Raw genomic sequence first — 18,821 nt, 5'->3', positions numbered from 1 at the left:
AGGGCCTCCCGGGCGGACGGCTCCGCGCCGCCCGCTGAGATCCGACACCCGTGGTTCGGGTGTCGACCTGCTTGGCTTATGCCCTCGAACATGCGCTGCCATGCAAATGCATAGGGCAGCACACCGGTGAACTCCTCGTAACTTCCGCCCCAACAGGTGTACAGGGGGCGACTCTCCGGACGTATCCCGCTCCGGGTGGTGTACCTCAGCCGCCGTAGCGGCGGTGGCGTGCCGCGTAGTCGCGCAGGGCGCGCAGGAAGTCGACCTTGCGGAAGGCCGGCCAGAAGACCTCGCAGAAGTAGTACTCGGAGTGGGCCGTCTGCCACAGCATGAATCCGGACAGTCTCTGCTCACCGCTGGTACGGATCACCAGGTCGGGGTCCGGCTGGTCGCCGGTGTAGAGGTGGCGGCCGATCATGTCGACGTCGACGGACTCGGCGAGCGCCTCCATGGAGGTGCCCTTGTCGGCGGCGTCCGTGATCATCGAGCGCACGGCGTCGGCGATCTCCTGGCGGCCGCCGTAGCCGATGGCGACGTTGACGAGTATCCCGTCGACGTCGGCGGTGGCCTCCTCGGCCTCCTTCAGCGCGGACTGCATCTGAGAGGGCAGCAGGTCCGGGGTGCCGACGTGGTGCACACGCCAGCGGCCGTCGGCGGCGAGGGTACGGACGACGTCCTCGATGATGCCGAGCAGCGGGACGAGTTCTTCCTTGGCGCGGTCGAAGTTGTCCGTGGACAGCAGCCACAGGGTGACGACCTCGACGTCCGTCTCGGAGCACCAGCCGAGGAACTCCTCGATCTTCTCGGCGCCGGCCCGGTGACCGTGGACCGTGGTGGAACCCGCGGCCTTCGCCCAGCGGCGGTTGCCGTCCATGATGACGCCGATGTGCTTGGGCACCTGAGCGTGGTCCAGGTGGCCTTCCACCCGGCGTGTGTAGAGCCTGACCAGAAGGCCGCGCAGTTTGTCGCGCAGGTTCACGTTATTGTCAGCCCCTCCATTGGTGCGGTCCCCTTGCCGGCGAAGCCTACCCCTGTGGGACCTTGACCGTTGGCGAGGGCTGTGGGCGGGTGAGGCTTCCCTGTGGGGATTTCCCGGGGGCAAGCACGGCCGGCGCCCCTCGGAAGACGCACCGCGGCCGGGACGGCGGCCGGACCGCGACCGGACGAAAAAACGGGCCGGTCCGTGGGGGGGAGACGGACCGGCCCGAGGGGGGGTTTCCACCATAACCCTTTGTAAGGGCAGATGCGTGCATCGGCGTGCCACAACTACTCTCCGGAGTCGCGCGGCGACGCCCAGGTGGGCATGGAAGCCGTGGTTCAGGGGTCAGGCTTGGCCGATTCACGACGGATTCCCAGGCGAACGGGGCGCGCACACGGAGATCAAAAGGGCCAGAGGCCCCCTGAGGAGCTATTCGACAAGCCGTCCACGGTCCCCCCGAAGGGCTACCCCGGTCGCGAACGACCGCTTGACGTGTCCGCGGGTGCATTTCGGCACCGCGCAGCCCCCTCCACTGCGCGGTGCCGCCCGCGCAGCTTTGCTCACGCGAATTCCCTTGGTCTGAACTTACGTGAGGGGTCGGGTAGATGCGAGTCACTCGCGATAACGATGTGGAAACCGCGTGGACATTCCAGGGAGCGACACGATCAACGCGTTCACTTATGCGCAGATCGCCCGATTTGCTCTACGTCTCGACCGGCGCTTCCCGGCCATTTCCGCAACCACTCGGCAACCGCTCCGCCCACAGGGCGCTGTCAGTGCCCGCTGCTAGCTTCGCGCGGCATGACGACACCTGAGTGGGCGTTCAGGTATGCCTCATGCCGGTATGCGAGTTCTGTCGCTGTGTCAGTTTGAGGTCTTTCGGCGGATCAATGCGCTTCATCACTTCAAGACTTCCGGACCTGCCCGCCCGTTTCGCTCGGCTTCGATCCTCGAAGCGTGTCTGACGTAGAGATGGCACGGAACCGCCCGATGATCACCGGAACCCGATCTTCCGTCACACCCATGATCCCTCTGGAACGTGAGCCAGCGGAAGCCGTACCCCAGCGACCTTTCCGACGCCCGATGGGCCCTAATCGAGCCGACGTTGACGGCCTGGAGAAAAGCCCGGCTCGACCGCAGACCCACCGGGCAGCTTACCAAGGTCGACCTGCGCGACGTATTCAACGCACTCCTCTACATCAACCGCACGGGAATCCCCTGGAAATACCTCCCACACGACTTCCCGAACTACGGCACCGTCTACGCCTACTATGCCGCCTGGCGCGATGAGGGAATCCTCGCCCAGCTCAACTACGACCTGACCGGGCTCGCCCGCGTGAAGGAAGGGCGCAAGCCCGAACCCACAGGGTCCGTCATCGACACCCAGAGCGTGAAGACCTCCACCAACGTGCCCCTGACCAGCCAGGGAACGGACGCCGCCAAGAAGATCGTCGGCCGCAAGCGAGGCATACTCACCGATACGATCGGACTCATCCTCGCCGTGACTGTCACCGCCGCGAGCCTCTCCGAGAACGCCGTAGGAATACGTCTTCTCGACCAAGCCAAGAAGACGTATCCAACCATCGCCAAGAGCTGGGTCGACACCGGCTTCAAGAACGCCGTCATCGAGCACGGCGCACGTCTCGGAATCGACGTCGAAGTCGTCAACAGAAACCCCGGAGTTCGCGGCTTTCACGTTGTCAAAAGACGCTGGGTAGTCGAGCGAAGCCTGGGTTGGCTTATGTTGCACCGGCGCCTTTCTCGCGATTACGAGACCCTTCCCGCCAGCTCCGAGGCCATGATCCACGTCGCCTCGATCGACAACCTCGCCAAGCGCATAACGGACGAGACGACACCAACCTGGCGAGGGACTTACTAGAATAGAAAGGGCAATTCGCCTAGATCAAATGCCCTCTGAGAAGGACGCTCCGGGCATGCCGTACACGGGCGGCGAGAAGGACACCCTGCACGCGAGTCTCGAACGGCATCGGGACGCCGTCCTGTGGAAGCTCGACGGACTCGACGACGAACAGCTGCGCCGGCCGATGACCCCCTCCGGGACCAGTCTGCTCGGCCTGGTGAAGCATCTGGCGTCGGTGGAGTACGGCTGGTTCGTGGAGACGTTCGGCGGCGAGCCCGAACCGCTGTGGTTCGACCCGTACGCCGACGAGGACATGACCGTGGCCCCCGGAGAGACGACACAGCGGATCACCGACTTCTACGCCCGCGCCCGCGCCGCCGCCGACCACGTCATCACCGAACGGTCCCTGAACGACCTCGGCCGCCCCACGTGGCGGGACCACCCGGTGTCCCTGCGCTGGGTCCTCGTCCACATGATCGAGGAGACGGCACGACACGCGGGCCACATGGACATCGTGCGGGAGCTGATCGACGGGGCGACCGGGGACCATCCGCGGGTCACGGGTACGGCCTGACCGGGTGGTACGCCGTTTATACAGACAGGGCGTCAAGGACGAGCAGGTTGTATTCGTCGTCTCCGTCCCGGATCGTGCCGGCGTGTTCGAAGCCGTGTTTCTCCAGGAGGCGGACGGAGGCGGTGTTGCCCGAGAACGGGTCGGCGTACAGCGGCCGGATGCGCTCCTCCTGGAGGAAGGCGCCCAGGGCCTCGGTGCCGATGCCGCGCGCCCAGTACGCGCGGCCGAGCCAGTAGCCGACGTAGCGGTCCTCGCCCTCCCACCAGGAGACGATGTTCCCCGCGACCTCCCCGTCCACGGTGACCGCCCGCACGAGCCCGTCGGGATTGCCGAGGATCCTCTCCCTCCAGTGCTTCAGGAAGGCGTCCCGCGGCCGGGGCGTGAATCTCGACCGCCGGACGGCCTCCGGATCGTGCTCGTAGGCGAGGAACACCTCGAGGTCGTCTTCCGTCACCGGGCGCAGGAGTACGTGGGGCTCCTCGGTTGTTCTGGGCGTCTCGGTCGTCTCGGTCTTCTCCGTCTCCCTCATGCCGACCGAGTCTGGCAGGAGGCACTGACAACGGGCCCTGTACGGCCCCGTCCACGGCTCCGTCAGGGCACGAGGGGCCGGACCTGCTCGGCCGTGAACCGTACGAATCCCTCGGGGTCCGGCTCGTCCCCCGTCGGCTGAAGGATCACCCTGTCGGCCCCCGCCTCCGCGAGCCGCCGCACGGCCGCGGCAACGGTCCCCGCGTCTCCGGCGACCCCGAGGTCCGGGACCGACTCCACTCCCTCGGCGACCAGTTCGGCGCGGAGGCGGGCGGCGGCGTCGGGCCCGGTGGCGGTGAGGAGGTAGACGGCGACCTCGTGCCGGTCGGTACGGCCGGCGGCGGCGCGACCCTCGTCGATGAGCCGCCGCGCCCGCCGTACGCCGTCCGGCGAGGTGGCGGCGGTGAGGATCGTGCCGTCGGCCGCCTCCCCGGTGAGGCGCAGCGTACGTGGCCCGGTAGCACCGGCGAACACTTCGACGGGGCCCTCCGGCGGCCAGTCGAGCGCGACGTCGTCCAGCTTCACGTACCGCCCGTCCACGGTGAGCCGCTCGCCCCGCAACAGGGCCCGCAGCGCGTCGAGATGCTCCCTGAGCAGGGTCAGCGGGGACTCGGCCCGCGCGCCGACCTGCCCCATCCAGTCCTGCACGCCGTGCCCGACGCCGAGGATCGCGCGCCCCGGGAACATCCGGTGCAGCGCGGCGGCCTCCATCGCGGTGATGGCGACGTTGCGCAGCGGCACGGGCAGCAGACCGACGCCGACCCGTACCCGTTCGGTCCAGGCGAGGGCGGCGGCCGCGGTCGAGAGCCCGCCCTCCCGGAAGCAGTCCTCCCACAGCCACAGCTCGTCGAGCCCGACCTCGTCCGCGACACGGGCCACCGCCCTGAGCCGCTCGGGAGGCAGTTGGGGACGGAAGACAGCGCCGAGTCGAGTCATGGTGACCTTCGTAGCGGGCGGCGTGGGAAGGGACAACTCTTTTTGCGGCAGGGGCGACATGGCGGAGGTTCGGGTGGGTCCGGGGACCGACACTGATGAGTTGCCGTGGGGCCGCCCGCTTCTTGGCCAGTGTCGTGCTTCCACGCCCCGAGTAAAGGGCGCTCCGCTGTCGCTCCGCGTCGCCTTCGGCGATGCCCCTGCGGGGCACCCTTGACTAGGGGCGTTCCAGCACGGGTGAGAAGCGAGCGGGCGGCCGGGGGAAAGTGGCCGGCTCAGGGCACCAGCCCTCGGGTCGGCTGCGGTCGCGTCCGGAGTTCGGGGGCGCGCTCGCGCCTCGCCAGCACGCCGGGTGAGCTTAGCGGCTTGCGGCCGGTGGGCGGTGGCGCGCGGGAAGGCGAGTGGCGGCACGCCGGGTGGACTTAGCGGCTTGCGGCCGGTGGGCGGTGGCGCGCGAGGAGACAGGTGGCGGCACGCCGGGTGGGCATAGCGGCTTGCGGCCGGTGGGCAGTGGGGCGCGGGAAGGCGAGTGGCGGCACGCCGGGTGGACTTAGCGGCTTGCGGCCGGTGGGCGGTGGCGCGCGAGGAGACAGGTGGCGGCACGCCGGGTGGGCATAGCGGCTTGCGGCCGGTGGGCAGTGGGGCGCGGGAAGGCGAGTGGCGGCACGCCGGGTGAACTTAGCGGCTTGCGGCCGGTGGGCGGTGGCGCGCGAGGAGACAGGTGGCGGCACGCCGGGTGGGCATAGCGGCTTGCGGCCGGTGGGCAGTGGGGCGCGGGAAGGCGAGTGGCGGCACGCCGGGTGGACATAGCGGTGGGCGGCGGGGTGGTGGCACGCCGGGTGGACTTGGCGGCTTGCGGCCGGTGGGTGATGGGCGGGCGGGGCCCAGGCCGCTCGTCGTGCGCGCCGATGAGGGGCGCGGGCCGCTCCTCGGGCAGTGATTGGTCAGTTTGGGTCAGGGGCCGAGACAGGCATGCAGGTGGAAGGGGTGGGGTCTTCTATGCGGTGACCCAAATGCTCCAATCGCCTGCTGTCCTATGATGCGTGAGGCCAATGTGACTGGCGGGGTAACCGGGGCTCGGACCTCGCCCGGCGATGGGTGGCACCCAATCAATGCTCAGGGTCCAACTCAGTCCGCAGACCCCCACCTGCCGAACGCCGCCGAACCCGCCCGGCGTGCCCCGCAAGCCGCCAAGTCCACCCGGCGTGCCGCCACCGAGCCCCCGCGCCCCGCCGCCCACCGGCCGCTCGCCGCTATGCCGACCCGGCGTGCCACCACCCCGCTCACGCGCCCCGCCGCCCACCGGCCGCAAGCCGCCAAGTCCACCCGGCGTGCCGCCACTCGCCTTCCCGCGCGCCACCGCCCACCGGCCGCAAGCCGCTAAGCTCACCCGGCGTGCTGGCGAGGCGCGAGCGCGCCCCGAACTCCGGACGCGACCGCAGCCGACCCGAGGGCTGGTGCCCTGGTAACCACTTTCCCCGGCCGCCCGCTCGCTTCTCACCCGTGCTGGAACGCCCCTAGTCAAGGGTGCCCCGCAGGGGCATCGCCGAAGGCGACGCGGAGCGACAGCGGAGCGCCCTTTACTCGGGGCGTGGAAGCACGACACTGGCCAAGAAGCGGGCGGCCCCACGGCAACCGCTTCAACAGGCGTTCAGCGCAGGCTCGTGAGTGAGTACCGTCGCAGTGGAGGTGGCCCAGGAATGGCACGTTGGCGGGACGGGCGGGGGAAGCTCGTGATTCACGGCGACGGGAACGGAAACGGCCACCGGGCTGGGCTCGCCGTTCCGCTGGAGATCGCGACCTCTTATCGCGCCCGGACGAAAGGGCTGTTGGGCCGTGATGCCGTCGACGGGGCGATGCTGCTCTCCCCTGCCAACGGCGTCCACACCTTCCGGATGCGCATACCCATAGACGTCGCGTATCTCGACCGGAACCTCACCGTCATCGCCGTACGCACCATGCGGCCCGGCCGACTCGGTCTGCCCCGCCTGCGGTCCCGGCATGTGCTGGAGGCGGAGGCGGGGGTCATGGCGGAGTGGGGAGTGCGGGTGGGCGTGCCGGTCACCGTCGAAGCCGCCGCTGTCAGCGATCCAGGTCCCTGACGCCGACCCCTAGCCGCGGCGAAGGTAGGCGCAGGCGCCCTCCCGCGGCAGCACCGCCCCAATGCGTGTTCCGCCGCCCGGTTCGCGGGCGTCACCGAAGCCCCAGTCACCGTCGCAGGCCCGGACCACGCAGCCCAGGACGCGCAGCGCCGCCCGGCGCCGGGCATCGCAGGCCGTCGCGAGGCGGGGGTGCGTGTGGCGGGGGTGCGTGTGGCGGGGATGCGTGTGGCGGGGATGCGTGTGGCGGGGATGGCCGTCGTAGAGGACCACTCGCAGGGCGTCCTCCCGGTACCGCAGGGACACGTGCACATCGGCCGCCGGTGCGAAACGGCAGGCACAGGCGACCAGTTCGCTCGTCACTTGTACCGCCGCGTCCGTCACGTCGGTGAGGCCATGCGCCCGGAGGATCGTACGGGTCATTCTGCGGGCGATCGCAGGGGCGTGCGGGGCCGCGGGAGCGTGAGGCTGTAGGAGAGGGTTTCGGGAGTGAGCGGTGCGGGCGGCAGGTCCTGGGCTGCGAAGGCCGGGACGGAGCAGGCTCGCGGCGGGTAGGACCACCGAGTACGCTGCCGGGCTGCTCGGCCTGGACCGTACGAAGGTGTCCAACATGGAGGCAGGCATCCGTGCCACGTCACCCGAGCGCGTCCGGATACTCGCCAGCAACTACGAGTGTGGAGACCACGCTTACATCGACGGGCTGGCCACCATGGCCGACTCCCGCAAGCGGGGCTGGTGGGAGCAGTACCGGGGAATCTTGCCCCACGGCCTGCTCGACGTAGCCGAGTTGGAGTGGTTCGCCACGCGCCTGCGAAGCCTGCAGACCGTGCATGTACCCGGGCTGCTGCAGCTTAGCGGCTACGCCCGCGCCATCTTCGATTCTGCCCTCCCTCCGCTTCCCAACTCGGAGGTCGAGCTACGGGTGGCCCAGCGCATGCAGCGACAGCAAGTGCTGGAGCGGGAGACATCAGTGGAGTACGTCGCGTACGTCCACGAGTGGGCGCTGCGCATGCAGTTCGGGGGACGGCGAACGACCCGGGAGCAACTCGCCCACCTGTGCGAGGTGTCCGAACGCGAGAACGTCGACGTTCGCATCCTGACCGTCGGGGTCGGCGCCTTCCCCGGCGCCGGTCACGCCGTGCTGTACGCGAACGGTGCGGTACCCCAACTCGACACCGTGCAGTTGGACTCCGCACATGGCGGAGAGTTCACTCACGCCGACGCGCAACTCGCCAAGTACCGTGCTCACATGGACTGGTGGCACGCCAAATCACTCAGCCCGCAATCGTCACGCGACCTCATCCACAGCATCGCTCGCGACCTCTGAGGAGCAGCTACATGACCGAGATCACCTGGGAGGAGCCCTTCTGTGCCGAGGGCAACAACTGCTTCCGCATAGGCACCGACCCCGCCGGCAACGCCTACATCGCCGTCGCCGGGCAGGAGGAGCGCCCCCTCACGGACAGCCGTGAAGCTCTCCGCGCCCTCATCCTGGAGATCAAGGCCGGCAAGGTCGACCACCTGCTGTAGGTCAGCCCCCCGAGCGCGGGAAGGAGACCTCCACTCGGCGGTTCTTCTTGCGGCCGGCCTCCGTGGAGTTGTCCGCGATGGGGTACTGCTCGCCGTAGCCCCTCACCTCGAAGGTGATGTTCGAGTCGTTCAGGTCGGCGTCCAGGACCGCCTGTACGGCGTTGGCGCGCTGCCGGGACAGTACGTCGCCGTGGGCGGAGGAGCCGAGGTTGTCCGTGAAGCCGAAGACCCTGACCTGGGTCGCGTTCTGCTTCTTGATCTCCTCGGCGATGGCGTCGATACGGGACTTGGACTCGGCGCTCAGCTTGGCGCTGTCCTTGCCGAACAGCACCTCGGCCTGGAGCGCGAACTTCACGTCCGCGTTGGTGTCTTCGCGGCGCTCGTCCCCGCTCTGGTCCTCGACGACCGACTTGATGTCCAGGACCTTGGGCTGGGCGAGGGTGGCGCCCTCGGGGAGCTTCAGATCGGGGTCGGTGGGGTCGATCTTCACGGGGGCGGTGGCGGAGGCCTCGGTGCCTGGGGGGACGCTGGGGCTGGTGTCGTCGGCGTGGGCCGCCACGGTCCCGCAGAGGTTGGCAGCGATGACGAAGGTGGTGACGACGAGGTGGCGTTTTGTGGTCACGTTCGGCCTCATCCGGAGATCTGGATGGTGGCGGACGCGAACGTCGGCAGTTGGAAGTCGACTTCGGCCGTGCCCGCCGGGGGCGACGGGAACTGCATGAAGACCGCCAGGCTGTCACCGGGCTTGAGCGTCGAAAAGCCTGTGGTGGTCAGCGGGCGGCCGTCGGTGTCCCGCAGGACGTAGTAACGCTTCTTGCCCTTGGGGTCGACCAGCGTGGCGCCCCCCAGAGACCTGCCATTCTTGATGATCTCGGTCTCGTTACCGCTCAGGGCGGAGGGGACGACGATGCTCTTGGCGCCGTCGTTCTTCAGAGTGCCGTTCACTGTGACGAAGCCACCGGAGTCACGCTGAGCAGAGGTGATCTGGAGCAACAGACCGTCCGAGCCCTGCAGTTCCGCAAGGGGCGCGTCCGACTGCCCCTCCTGCGCAGTCGGCCCGGAGCCTCCGCCTTTGGAGGCAGATGCCGACGTCTCCGGCTTCTTGTCATCGCCGCCACCGCCGCCGCAGCCGCCCGCGGCGAGGGCCAGACCGGTCGCCACCGTCAGCGCGACCAACCCCCTGCGAGCGTTCGCAGTGAACCGAATGATCATCGCTCTGCTTCCTTCTTGAATCGTCGTTCGCTTGTCAGTCGGCCAGGTGGACGTCGAAGAGGTCCTCAGGTCCCGGGAGGTCCGTGAGGTCGTCCGGGTTCAGGTCCCAGTTGCCGTCCTTGCAGGTGAGCTGGGGCAGCGCGTCGTCCCCCGCGTCCGCTCCGGGCAGTTCGAACTTGCACAGCGGCTCGATCACGGCCCTGGCGGTTGCCGTCGAGTGCACGTTCTCCGTGCCGGGGACCACGGAGTCGCCGACGGCCTTGGAGGTCTTGACGCGAACGCTGTAGCCCAGTGGCCCGGTGGGAGCACAGTCCTCAACCGTGGCGTCGTTCTGGGCGGCCAGTTGATAGGCCCGCCAGCAGGAGGGATCGGCGTTCACGATGCCGTCGAAGATGTCCTGCCACTTGGTGGGGTCGAGTACGTCCAGCTTCCACTGGTCGGCGAGCTGGTCGCGTGTGTTCTGTGCCGCCGCGAGAGCGGCCGCGTCCGCGGCCGTCTGGGCGCTGTTCCGATTCGCCGCAGCCTGGCCGACCGCGAGGTAGGCCAACGCAAGAAAGAGCAGACCCGCCACCACCGTGATGTAGATGGGGAAGGCCTGCCCTGCGTCGCGGTATGTACGGAGGCGGGTCAGCCGCCGGTTACTTCGGCAATCTTCGCTGTGATCGCGTCGTAAATCGTCTGACCGATGCTCGTACCCGTGATCGCCAACACAATCGCCACAACCACCGCGATGATGCCGAGGTACTCCACCGCGGTCTGGCCCCTGTCGCTGCGGGCGACGCGGGCCCGCAAGTAAGCGACAGTGGTGTTGAACCAGTTGCTCATGGTGTTCCCCTCCGGATTCGCTTCCGACGCGGGCACCGTATGCCCCATCCCCCCGCCCTCCGGAGGGCCCCAGGGCCCATTCCCGGGCCCAATCAGAACTCCCCACTTCACGCCACCCCCAACCACTTCGCCGCCGCCTGCGACCGGCTCGTGCTGTGGAGCTTGGCGAAGATTCGGTTGATGTGGTTCTTGACCGTCTTCTCGCTGATGAAGCAGGTCGCGGCGATCTGCTGGTTGTTCATGCCGGACGCGATGAGGTCCATGATCTCCGCCTCCCTGGAACTCAGCCGGAACCGCGACCTCACCGACTGTCCCACATCGGGTTGCAGTTGCGAAAGGTTTTGGGGAGAAATAGGCGTTGGAAAATCCGGAAGTTCACGCACCGCGTGTGCAGTTGCACGCACTCCAAGCTGCTCCAGTAACGCCCTGGCCGCCGTCGGAGTGAAGTGCGGCCTGCCCTCCCCGATGTCCCGTACCGCCCTGACCAGTTGCTCCACGCCGAACTCGCCGTGGACCAAGTAGCCCCCGGCTCCCAGGCGTACCGCCTCCTGGACGACCTCCGGTTCGTGGCTGTACGTGAGCATCATGACCGGCGCCAGGCGCACCAGGTACGGAAGTGCCGAGATGCCGTCCACATCGGGCATGCGGACGTCCAGGAGGATGACGTCGGGGCGGTGTCGCAGGGCCGCCTCGCACGCCTCCCGGCCGTTCGCCGCCTCCGCGACCACGGTGATGTCCTCCCGGCCGCAGAGGAGGGCCGTGAGGCCCGCGCGGACCACGGGGTTGTCGTCGGCGACCACGAGCCGAAGCGGTGCGGCCGGGGTGGCCGGAGGAAGGTTCTCCAAGGAGTTGCCTGGCATCGGGTGCCTCCTCTCATGCGTCTGGGGACTGTCGGGGGACGGGGGGCGAGGGCGTCAGGGCGGCCAGGGGGAGTTCCAGCAAGACCTCCGTGCCCCGGGCGTCCTTGCCCGTGCCGATCCGGACGCGGGCGCCCACGGACGCCGCCCGTTCGGTCATGCCGATCAGGCCGAAGTGGCCTGAGTGGCGGAGTTGTTCGAGGGCCGTACCGGGAGGCAGGCCCAGGCCGTCGTCGTTGACGCTCATGCGCAACACGTCTTCGTGGACTCCCGCTTCCACCCCGATCCGCGTCGGCGAAGCGTGGCGGTGTGCGTTCTCCAGTGCTTCCGAGGCGATCGCCAGGAGTTGGCGGGCCACCGCCGGCGGGACCGGGGGGAGCGTGTGGTCACCCGTTCGGTGGTACGTCACCCGCAGGCCCGTGCGAGACGCGAAGTCCTCGGTGCGGACGGCCAGTTCCGTGAGGACGTCCACGCCGTGCGCGGGGTCGTGTTCACGGCGCAGATCGGTGAGGAGTTCGCGGGCCTCGGCGGCCGCCCTGCGGGCCGAGCGGGACACCAGTTCCGCCTGCTGACGGATCAGGGCCGGATCCATGCGCGCGCCCGTGGCCGCCGAGCCCGCCAGGCCGTCGGCGGCCAGTGCCACGCCGTACAGGGTCTTCGCCACCGAGTCGTGCATCTCCCGGGCAAGGCGAGCCCGTTCCGCGCTCACCGCCTCCGCCACCGCCAGCCGGGCCTGGACCGTCGTCAGGGCCTGGGTCGCGGCGCCGAAGCGGAGCATCAGATTGCGCAGGGTCGAGCCCACCGCGCCCGCGATGACGCAGAGGCCGGGCAGGAGGAGGGACTCGGCGACGTCCGCCCGGTGGGCCTCCTTCAGCGTCGCGTGGACCAGCAGCAGGATCAGCGCCTGGAGCGAGGCGAAGCAGGCCGCGCCCCGCCAGCTGTAGACCAGGCCGGCCAGCAGGGGGGTGCAGACGCTGACGTAGGCGAGGGTGGTGTCCGGGCCCGCCGAAACCAGGAGCAGGGAGCCGAAGAGGGTGTCCGCCGCGAGGAGCGAGGGGTGGCGCAGGAGGAGGGGGCCGAAGCGTTCCCAGTCGCGGAACAGGACGTACGAGACCATGAAGGTGATGACCACCGCCGCGCCCACCAGACGGACGCCCACGCCGGGCGCGGCGTTGACGAGGGCGGCGGGGGCGGCCAGGGCGATCATCGCCAGCCGGAAGCCGAAGACCTGACGGCACATCGCCTGGAGGGCGCGGATCTGGATCTTCTCGGGGCCGGGGAGCGGGTTGTGGAGCGGGTTGTGGATCCCGTCGGCCGGGGCTTGCGTCCCCAGTGGCGCCTGCCGCTCGGCCGACGACGCCTCGATCGCCGCAGCGGGCTGCCGCGTCCGGCGCCACCGCAGCGGCGTGCGTTCCCTCGACGTCACCCTCGCCCCCGACGTCACCCTCGCCCTCGACGCCCCCCTCACCCTCGTCATCGCCCTCGTCACCGCCATGCCGGTCACCCGCCCGCCTACTTCCCCGTGATCGAGCCGAAGTCCACCCCGGAACCCAGCAGCAGGCCCGCGCCGAGCAGCAGCAGGGTCGCCGGGACCATGAACGTGGTGATCATCAGCGTGGCCTTGGGGACCGCGCGGGCGGCCTTGCGGCGGGCGTTCTGGGCGTCCGTGCGGCGCATGTCCTTGGCCAGGGCGACGAGGGTGTCGACGATCGGCGCGCCCAGCTCCTCCCCCTGCTGCAAGGCCGTCACGAACATGGCGACCTGCTCGGAGTCGTTGCGGCGGCGCAGCTCGGCGAAGGCCTGGCGTCGGCTCATGCCCAGGTCCATCTGACGCAGGGTGATGCGGAGTTCGTCCGCCCAGGGGCCCTCGTACTTCGACGCCACGCGGTCCAGCGCCTGGCGGAAGCCGAGGCCCGCGCTGACGACCACCGCGAGCACGTCGAGGAAGTCGGGCAGCGTCCGCTCGATCACGTCCCTGCGGATCCGGATCGCCGACCAGATGCCGACCTCCGTCCAGAACGCTCCGAAGGCGAGCAGGATCAGGGCGACGAAGTAGTTGCCGCGCATCAGCATCACCAGGAAGCCGACGCCGCCGAGTGCACCGTACACCGCCCTGCGGGCCGCGTAGCGGTCGATGGTCAGGCCGCCGGGGTTGCCCGCGAGGTCGATCCTGCGGCGGTACTTGGCGACCTGTCCGGGGCCCATCAGGCGCAGCACCATGGGCGCGTAGCGCATGCCCATGCGGTCGATGAGGGAGTCCACGGCGCCGGTGCGGGTGGCGCCCACCTCCAGGGCCACCGCCAGGTCCCCGGGCAGTTTGGTCTCCGCGCGGTACATGCGGATCCCGGCGAAGATGCCCCAGACGCTGAGGCCCATGACCAGGGCCAGCAGAAGTGCCATGAGTCCGCTCCCTCCCTCAGACGTCGATCCGGCTCATACGGCGGATGAGGACGAAGCCGATCGCGTACAGCCCGAACGCGATGATCACGCAGGCCTGGCCGACGGTTGACCCGGTCATGCGCGCCAGGGCGCCGTCCTTGACGCCGTCCATGAGGAACAGGGCGCCGATGCCGAGGACGGGGACGGCGTAGGAGGTCATGGTCACCTGGGAGAGCTGGGTGCGGATCTCGCGCCGGGTCTCCTTGCGCTCCTCCAGCGTCTCGGTGAGGTTGCGCAGGGCGGAGACGACCTGGCCGCCCGCCTTGTTGGACAGGACGAGGGTGGTGACCAGGACGACCAGTTCGCGGGACGGGAGGCGGTCCGCGAGTTCGCCCAGCGCGTCGTCCAGGGAGTGGCCGATCGACAACTGGTTCGCCACCTTGGCGAGTTCCTCGCCGGCCGGGGCCTCCAGTTCCTCCGCCGCCATGCCGATGGCGGTGCGCAGGGCGAGGCCCGCGTGGGTGGCGTTGGCCAGGATGCGGGCCAGTTCTGGGAGTTGGTTGATGAAGCGTTCGATGCGCTTCTGGCGTTGCCAGTTGAGGAACTGGAACGCGGCCCCGATGCCGAGCAGTCCGGCGAGCGGGCCGAAGAAGGGGGCCAGGGCGGCCTGGCCGATGAGCCAGAGGGCGGCGACCGTGGCGAGCATGTAGACGAAGAACTCGCCCGGGGTGACGTCCAGGCCGGTGGCCGCGAGCCGCAGTTCGAGCTTCCGGCCTGGCCCGGTGCGGCGCAGCCTGCGGTCGAGGTTGCGGAAGCGGCGCCTGCGGCCGGCCTCCGGGAGCCGGCCGGTGTAGGTGAGGCGGTCGACGAGCTCGGCGCGCTGGGCGCGGCCCGAGGCGTAGGTGTGCACGCCGACCACGGCCAGGACGCAGGTCAGCAGGGTGACACCGGTGGTGAGGGTGACGAGGTCGTGGAGATCCATGGGTGGCCTACCTACCTGGCTTCTCGGGTGGCGAGCTGGTCCGCGTGCCGGGCGACGCCGAAGGCCTGGGGGATGGGCTGGCTCGCCATGTAGAGGCGGTCGGCGGTGCGGCGCGGGAGGGGGAAGTACTGGAAGACGCCGTGGACACGGCCGTCGGGGGTCATGGGCTGTGCGTGGAAGTGGGCGACCGTCGCCAGCCGGTAGGGCTCGCCGCCGTGGCTGTCGAGCAGGGCGATCTCGGTGATGCGGCGGGCGCCGTCGGCGAAGCGGGTGAGCTGGACGATGACGTCGACGGCGCTGTTGATCTGGTCGTGCAGCGCCACGAAGGGGACCTCGACGTCGGACATGGACGCGAGGGTCTGGAGGCGGGTGAGCGCGTCCTCGGCACTGTTGGCGTGCACGGTGGCCAGGGAGCCGTCGTGGCCGGTCGACATCGCCTGGAGCATGTCAAGGGACTCCCCGCCGCGGACCTCGCCGACGACGATGCGGTCGGGGCGCATGCGCAGGGAGTTGCGGACCAGGTCGCGGATGGTGACCTGGCCCTTGCCCTCCACGTTCGGGGGGCGTGACTCCAGGCGGACGACGTGTGTCTGCTGGAGCTGGAGTTCGGCCGAGTCCTCGATGGTGATGATGCGTTCGTGTGCCGGGATGAGCCCGGACAGGGCGTTGAGCAGGGTCGTCTTTCCGGTGCCGGTGGCTCCGGACACGATGATGTTGAACTTCGCCTGCACCAGGCCGGCGAGCAGGAACAGCATGTGCTCGTCCAGCGAGCCGAACTCGATCAGCTCCGGGAGGGTGTAGGAGCGCGGGAAGCGGCGGATGGTGAGGGTGGGGCCGGTGAGCGACAGGGGCGGGATGATGACGTTGACGCGCTCGCCGGACGGGAGGCGGGCGTCGACCATCGGGTTGGACTCGTCCACGCGGCGGTTGACCGTCGAGACGATCCGCTCGATCGTCTGCATCAGCTGGTCCTGGGAGGCGAAGCGCAGCGGCAGCTGCTCGACCCGGCCGCCGCGCTCGACGAAGATCGCGTCGGGGCCGTTCACCATGATCTCCGTGATGGAGGCGTCCTCGAGCAGCGGTTCCAGGATGCCGAGGCCCAGTGCCTCGTCGACCACCCGGCGGATCAGCTGGGAACGCTCCACCGTCGACAGGACGGGGCCCTCGCGGCTGATGATGTGCCCGAGCACCCGCTCCAGCCTGGCCCGGCGCTCGGCGGCGGCCAGTGAGCTCATCTCCGCGAGGTCGATCTCCTCCAGGAGCTTGGCCCGGTAGGAGGCGACCAGATGGCCGTCCTCGCCCCGGCTGCCGTGCTCCTCGGGGGAGTTGATGCGTGCCCGCAGGCTCATGGGTGGGGTGCTCCTCGTTCCTGGGTCAGTGGTCGAGCGGCATCGTGGCGGTCCGGTGGGCGTAGCCGAAGTCCCAGACGACCTTGGGGATGTGGACGGTGGCGGTGACGGTGACGGTGTCGTCCCCTTCCGAGGGATCGCACCGCACGTCGATCCCGGCACTGACCGCGTTTGCGCACGCCTGTCCCACGTCCTGCCGCAGGGAGGCGGCACGTGCCCCCGCATGGGCGGCCGTTCCCGCCTGCTCGGCCGCGTAGGCGACGGCCCCGATCTGGATGCCGGCCAGGCCGACGATCAGCAGGATCGGGATGAAGCCGAGGTACTCGATGGCGACCTGCCCGCTGTCGCGCCGCTTGCGGAGGTACGGCATCTCAGTCCTTCACCTCCTCCACGGCACCGGCGTGGCCGTGCACCGTGACCGGGAAGCCGATCACGCCCGGGAACAGGACAGGGACCTTGAGGTACACGTCGGCGGTCACAAAGCCGACCCCGCCGCAGTTCACCGTGGCATCCCCTCTCCATGCCGCCGACAGGTGCTTCATCCCCGCGGCCTGGCAAGCGGCTTCGCGTTCTCCCCGTGGCGCCGCCGTCCCCGCCCGCACAGCCTCGTCGGCAGCATTCCCGGCGAGCGTGAAGGTGTACCCCACCAACACGCACTGCCACACCAGCACCAGCGTCAGCACGATCAGCGGAGTCATACCGAGGAACTCGATGCTGACCTGTCCCTCGTCCCCGCGTGGCCGTCTCATCCCCTCACTCCTTCCGGCGTCGCAGACTCACCGACCCCCGGTCCCCGCGCATCCGGCCGCCCCGGTGGGAGCCTTCGGGGGCGCGCGCGAGTCCCAGTTCCCCGGCGAGCCGCCACAGGGCCTGTTTCACCGTGCTCCTGCTGTCGAGCTCGTGGATGCGTCCGGCGTCCACGGCGCTCTGGAGTTCCTTGAAGTTGGCGGGTACGGCCGTGCCGGCCAGCGCGGTGCCGGTGATGCGCTGGACCAGGGGCGGCTGGATCTCCGTACCGCGGGTGTGGCGGTTGACGACGACCGTGGTCTCCTCGGCCTTGCGGATCTGCAGCCGGTCCCACATGCGTACGGTGCGTTTGGCGGCCCGTACCGCGACCACGTCCGGGGTGGTCACCAGCAGTGCCGTGTCGGCCATCTCGACGGCGGCGGCGCTGGCCCCGCTGAGCTGGGCGCCGCAGTCGACGACGACGACTTCGTAGCGGGAGCGCACGGCGCTGACGATCTGGCGGGCGGCGCGGTCGGTGACCTCCTCGCCGCGTTCGCCGTCGCCGGGGGCGAGCAGCAGGGCGAGGCCCGTGTCGTGGCGGAAGACGGCGTCGGCGAGGACGCGCGGGGAGATGTCGGTGATGGCGGCGAGGTCGACGACCGAGCGGCGGAACTGGATGTCGAGGAAGGAGGCGACGTCGCCGGCCTGGAGGTCCATGTCGATCAGGGCGGTGGCGCGTCCGGACGCCTGGGCGGCCAGGGCCAGTTGGATGGCCGTGAGGGTGGCGCCGACGCCGCCCTTGGCGCCGCTGACCGTGACGACCGTACCGCCGACGCCGGAGAACACGTCGGAGCCGTGCCCGAGATGGCGTCGTACGCCGTTGGACCACTGGGCGACGGCCTGGACGCGGCTGGCCAGCTCCTCGTAGCCCAGCGGGAGGCCGACCAGGCCGCGGGCGCCGGAGTCCATGGCCGCGGAGAAGAGCCCGGAGCTGACGTCCGTGGTGACGAGGATGACGCCGACGGCCGGGAAGCGCAGGGCGACTTCGCGGATCAGCTCCAGTGCGGGGACCGGGCCGATGCGCTCGTGCACGACGACGACCTCGGGCAGTTCGTCGACGGACTCGGCGGCGAGGCGGGCGAGAGTGTCGATCAGCTGGGTGGAGTCGGTCACCGGGGCCAGCGGTTCGGCGTCGGGCAGTTGGCTGAGCAGGGTGGTGAGCGAGCGGACCGCGTCCGGGTCCGAGACGGCCGGGAGGATCCTGGTGGGCATGCGGGACGCCTCTCACTTGTCCGTCGCGAGTTCGTACGTGCGGTCCTTGTCCGGGACGGTGGTCGTGCTGCCGGGTGCGACCAGCGCGAGCCTCACCCGCTGGGCGAACGACTCGGCGTAGGTGATGCGCTGGGCGTCGATGGTGGACAGCGCGAAGGTGATCGGGACGGCGTCGGTGGGCTGCTGGTTCTTGTTGTCGGGCTCGAGGGAGGTGAGCTTGCCGACGTCGAGGACCCGGGCGTTCGTCACGATGATCTTGGACAGGTCGGGGTCGCCCTGCTTCTTGCCCTCGAAGGTGGCGTAGACGTTGACCCGGGAGCCCGCGGTGATCTTGCCGGCGACGCCGGTGGCCGCGTCGATCATGATGGCGACCTCCTGCTGGCCCGCCTGCAGCGCGGGCTGGTCGACGATCATGTCGGTCTGCAGCAGGGAGCCCTTGCGCAGGGTGGTCACGGCGATCTTGCCGTCGATGTCGCGCAGGTTCGTGACCGCGTTGGCCGACAGCCACCGCTCGGGCATCTTGATCTTCTCGAACTGGCCCGTGTTCAGCGTCGTGTAGGGCGCCACGTCGGACCTCAGCCGGTACGCGGTGACCTCGGGGCCGACCTTGGACTTCACGTCGTCGATGACGGAGAGCACGCCGGCGAACGCGCCGAGCGCGCAGAGCACCGACAGGATCAGGAGTATCACGCCGCGGCGCTGACGGGAGTTCATG

At 69.7% G+C, this 18,821-nt stretch carries 22 protein-coding genes; 5 read left to right on the top strand and 17 right to left on the bottom strand.

Annotated elements, in window-relative coordinates:
• Positions 1-205: 205 nt before the first annotated feature.
• Positions 206-979 carry an isoprenyl transferase gene (locus tag N8I87_RS25855; RefSeq protein WP_263212150.1) on the bottom strand — a complete coding sequence of 258 codons (774 nt, stop codon included), beginning with the start codon at positions 977-979 and terminating at the stop codon, positions 206-208.
• Positions 980-2,018: 1,039 nt separating this feature from the next.
• Between N8I87_RS25855 and N8I87_RS25850 the strand changes: the two genes are divergently transcribed.
• Entirely contained in the window at positions 2,019-2,858 is an 840-nt protein-coding gene (locus N8I87_RS25850; RefSeq protein WP_263211686.1) for an IS5 family transposase, read from the top strand.
• Between the two features lie 28 nt (positions 2,859-2,886).
• Positions 2,887-3,414 carry a DinB family protein gene (locus N8I87_RS25845; RefSeq protein WP_263212149.1) on the top strand — a complete coding sequence of 176 codons (528 nt, stop codon included), beginning with the start codon at positions 2,887-2,889 and terminating at the stop codon, positions 3,412-3,414.
• A gap of 16 nt (positions 3,415-3,430) precedes the next feature.
• On the opposite strand, the gene N8I87_RS25840 is transcribed toward N8I87_RS25845, so the two are convergent.
• Positions 3,431-3,943 (bottom strand): GNAT family N-acetyltransferase, encoded by a 513-nt coding sequence (locus N8I87_RS25840; RefSeq protein ID WP_263212148.1) that lies wholly within the window; start codon positions 3,941-3,943, stop codon positions 3,431-3,433.
• Between the two features lie 62 nt (positions 3,944-4,005).
• A complete protein-coding gene (locus N8I87_RS25835; RefSeq protein WP_263212146.1) occupies positions 4,006-4,878 on the bottom strand; it encodes an LLM class flavin-dependent oxidoreductase in 873 nt (290 codons plus the stop codon).
• A gap of 1,697 nt (positions 4,879-6,575) precedes the next feature.
• Between N8I87_RS25835 and N8I87_RS25830 the strand changes: the two genes are divergently transcribed.
• The gene (locus N8I87_RS25830) at positions 6,576-6,977 is read left to right on the top strand and encodes a DUF192 domain-containing protein (protein ID WP_263212145.1); all 402 of its coding nucleotides are present in this window, start codon (positions 6,576-6,578) and stop codon (positions 6,975-6,977) included.
• A 9-nt stretch (positions 6,978-6,986) separates the two neighbouring features.
• Here the strand turns inward: N8I87_RS25830 and N8I87_RS25825 are convergent, their stop codons facing one another.
• Positions 6,987-7,397 (bottom strand): ATP-binding protein, encoded by a 411-nt coding sequence (locus N8I87_RS25825; RefSeq protein ID WP_317633491.1) that lies wholly within the window; start codon positions 7,395-7,397, stop codon positions 6,987-6,989.
• Between the two features lie 187 nt (positions 7,398-7,584).
• On the opposite strand from N8I87_RS25825, the gene N8I87_RS25820 reads away from it, so the two are divergent.
• Together N8I87_RS25820 and N8I87_RS25815 are read left to right on the top strand one after the other, a co-directional pair.
• A complete protein-coding gene (locus N8I87_RS25820) occupies positions 7,585-8,301 on the top strand; it encodes a DUF5753 domain-containing protein (RefSeq protein ID WP_263212144.1) in 717 nt (238 codons plus the stop codon).
• Between the two features lie 11 nt (positions 8,302-8,312).
• Positions 8,313-8,504: a hypothetical protein gene (locus tag N8I87_RS25815; protein ID WP_263212143.1), complete on the top strand. Its 192-nt coding sequence runs from the start codon at positions 8,313-8,315 to the stop codon at positions 8,502-8,504.
• 1 nt (position 8,505) lies between these two features.
• Here the strand turns inward: N8I87_RS25815 and N8I87_RS25810 are convergent, their stop codons facing one another.
• The 13 genes from N8I87_RS25810 to cpaB all read right to left on the bottom strand — a co-directional run bounded on the left by N8I87_RS25810 (position 8,506) and on the right by cpaB (position 18,820).
• Positions 8,506-9,138, bottom strand: coding sequence for an OmpA family protein (locus N8I87_RS25810; RefSeq protein ID WP_411577285.1), 633 nt, complete (start codon positions 9,136-9,138; stop codon positions 8,506-8,508).
• Entirely contained in the window at positions 9,135-9,716 is a 582-nt protein-coding gene (locus N8I87_RS25805) for a hypothetical protein (RefSeq protein ID WP_263212142.1), read from the bottom strand. The genes N8I87_RS25810 and N8I87_RS25805 overlap by 4 nt, the downstream gene beginning before the upstream one ends.
• 34 nt (positions 9,717-9,750) lie before the next feature.
• The gene (locus N8I87_RS25800; protein ID WP_263216665.1) at positions 9,751-10,347 is read right to left on the bottom strand and encodes a pilus assembly protein TadG-related protein; all 597 of its coding nucleotides are present in this window, start codon (positions 10,345-10,347) and stop codon (positions 9,751-9,753) included.
• Positions 10,344-10,541 (bottom strand): Flp family type IVb pilin, encoded by a 198-nt coding sequence (locus tag N8I87_RS25795; protein ID WP_263212141.1) that lies wholly within the window; start codon positions 10,539-10,541, stop codon positions 10,344-10,346. Before N8I87_RS25795 ends, N8I87_RS25800 begins: the two co-directional genes overlap by 4 nt.
• A 107-nt stretch (positions 10,542-10,648) precedes the next feature.
• Positions 10,649-11,401 carry a response regulator gene (locus N8I87_RS25790; RefSeq protein WP_263212140.1) on the bottom strand — a complete coding sequence of 251 codons (753 nt, stop codon included), beginning with the start codon at positions 11,399-11,401 and terminating at the stop codon, positions 10,649-10,651.
• Positions 11,402-11,414: 13 nt separating this feature from the next.
• On the bottom strand, positions 11,415-12,824 hold the full coding sequence (locus N8I87_RS25785) for a sensor histidine kinase (RefSeq protein WP_263212139.1): 1,410 nt from the start codon (positions 12,822-12,824) through the stop codon (positions 11,415-11,417).
• Positions 12,825-12,910: 86 nt separating this feature from the next.
• Positions 12,911-13,798 carry a type II secretion system F family protein gene (locus tag N8I87_RS25780; protein WP_263212138.1) on the bottom strand — a complete coding sequence of 296 codons (888 nt, stop codon included), beginning with the start codon at positions 13,796-13,798 and terminating at the stop codon, positions 12,911-12,913.
• 16 nt (positions 13,799-13,814) lie between these two features.
• A complete protein-coding gene (locus N8I87_RS25775) occupies positions 13,815-14,759 on the bottom strand; it encodes a type II secretion system F family protein (protein ID WP_263212137.1) in 945 nt (314 codons plus the stop codon).
• Between the two features lie 11 nt (positions 14,760-14,770).
• On the bottom strand, positions 14,771-16,108 hold the full coding sequence (locus N8I87_RS25770; protein WP_263212136.1) for a TadA family conjugal transfer-associated ATPase: 1,338 nt from the start codon (positions 16,106-16,108) through the stop codon (positions 14,771-14,773).
• A 25-nt stretch (positions 16,109-16,133) separates the two neighbouring features.
• The gene (locus N8I87_RS25765; protein WP_263212135.1) at positions 16,134-16,478 is read right to left on the bottom strand and encodes a TadE/TadG family type IV pilus assembly protein; all 345 of its coding nucleotides are present in this window, start codon (positions 16,476-16,478) and stop codon (positions 16,134-16,136) included.
• A gap of 1 nt (position 16,479) precedes the next feature.
• On the bottom strand, positions 16,480-16,857 hold the full coding sequence (locus N8I87_RS25760; RefSeq protein ID WP_263212134.1) for a TadE/TadG family type IV pilus assembly protein: 378 nt from the start codon (positions 16,855-16,857) through the stop codon (positions 16,480-16,482).
• A 4-nt stretch (positions 16,858-16,861) separates the two neighbouring features.
• The gene (locus tag N8I87_RS25755; RefSeq protein ID WP_263212133.1) at positions 16,862-18,106 is read right to left on the bottom strand and encodes a CpaE/TadZ family protein; all 1,245 of its coding nucleotides are present in this window, start codon (positions 18,104-18,106) and stop codon (positions 16,862-16,864) included.
• Between the two features lie 12 nt (positions 18,107-18,118).
• On the bottom strand, positions 18,119-18,820 hold the full coding sequence (gene cpaB, locus N8I87_RS25750; RefSeq protein ID WP_263212132.1) for a Flp pilus assembly protein CpaB: 702 nt from the start codon (positions 18,818-18,820) through the stop codon (positions 18,119-18,121).
• Between the last annotated feature and the right edge of the window lies 1 nt (position 18,821).

The sequence above is a fragment of the Streptomyces sp. HUAS 15-9 genome, from assembly GCF_025642155.1.
In the GTDB taxonomy this organism is placed as follows: Bacteria; Actinomycetota; Actinomycetes; order Streptomycetales; family Streptomycetaceae; genus Streptomyces.
The sequence above is the reverse complement of the archived record's forward strand: the minus strand, read 5'-3'. Positions and strand labels throughout refer to the sequence as shown.

Excerpts from the sequence above, each read along its gene's own strand:
- N8I87_RS25845 (WP_263212149.1), top strand. The coding sequence starts at position 2,887 with ATGCCCTCTGAGAAGGACGCTCCGGGCATGCCGTACACGGGCGGCGAG.
- N8I87_RS25840 (WP_263212148.1), bottom strand. The coding sequence starts at position 3,943 with ATGAGGGAGACGGAGAAGACCGAGACGACCGAGACGCCCAGAACAACC.
- N8I87_RS25835 (WP_263212146.1), bottom strand. The coding sequence starts at position 4,878 with ATGACTCGACTCGGCGCTGTCTTCCGTCCCCAACTGCCTCCCGAGCGG.
- N8I87_RS25830 (WP_263212145.1), top strand. The coding sequence starts at position 6,576 with ATGGCACGTTGGCGGGACGGGCGGGGGAAGCTCGTGATTCACGGCGAC.
- N8I87_RS25825 (WP_317633491.1), bottom strand. The coding sequence starts at position 7,397 with ATGACCCGTACGATCCTCCGGGCGCATGGCCTCACCGACGTGACGGAC.
- N8I87_RS25820 (WP_263212144.1), top strand. The coding sequence starts at position 7,585 with ATGGAGGCAGGCATCCGTGCCACGTCACCCGAGCGCGTCCGGATACTC.
- N8I87_RS25815 (WP_263212143.1), top strand. The coding sequence starts at position 8,313 with ATGACCGAGATCACCTGGGAGGAGCCCTTCTGTGCCGAGGGCAACAAC.
- N8I87_RS25810 (WP_411577285.1), bottom strand. The coding sequence starts at position 9,138 with ATGAGGCCGAACGTGACCACAAAACGCCACCTCGTCGTCACCACCTTC.
- N8I87_RS25805 (WP_263212142.1), bottom strand. The coding sequence starts at position 9,716 with ATGATCATTCGGTTCACTGCGAACGCTCGCAGGGGGTTGGTCGCGCTG.
- N8I87_RS25795 (WP_263212141.1), bottom strand. The coding sequence starts at position 10,541 with ATGAGCAACTGGTTCAACACCACTGTCGCTTACTTGCGGGCCCGCGTC.
- N8I87_RS25790 (WP_263212140.1), bottom strand. The coding sequence starts at position 11,401 with ATGCCAGGCAACTCCTTGGAGAACCTTCCTCCGGCCACCCCGGCCGCA.
- N8I87_RS25780 (WP_263212138.1), bottom strand. The coding sequence starts at position 13,798 with ATGGCACTTCTGCTGGCCCTGGTCATGGGCCTCAGCGTCTGGGGCATC.
- N8I87_RS25775 (WP_263212137.1), bottom strand. The coding sequence starts at position 14,759 with ATGGATCTCCACGACCTCGTCACCCTCACCACCGGTGTCACCCTGCTG.
- N8I87_RS25770 (WP_263212136.1), bottom strand. The coding sequence starts at position 16,108 with ATGAGCCTGCGGGCACGCATCAACTCCCCCGAGGAGCACGGCAGCCGG.
- N8I87_RS25765 (WP_263212135.1), bottom strand. The coding sequence starts at position 16,478 with ATGCCGTACCTCCGCAAGCGGCGCGACAGCGGGCAGGTCGCCATCGAG.
- N8I87_RS25760 (WP_263212134.1), bottom strand. The coding sequence starts at position 16,857 with ATGAGACGGCCACGCGGGGACGAGGGACAGGTCAGCATCGAGTTCCTC.
- N8I87_RS25755 (WP_263212133.1), bottom strand. The coding sequence starts at position 18,106 with ATGCCCACCAGGATCCTCCCGGCCGTCTCGGACCCGGACGCGGTCCGC.
- cpaB (WP_263212132.1), bottom strand. The coding sequence starts at position 18,820 with ATGAACTCCCGTCAGCGCCGCGGCGTGATACTCCTGATCCTGTCGGTG.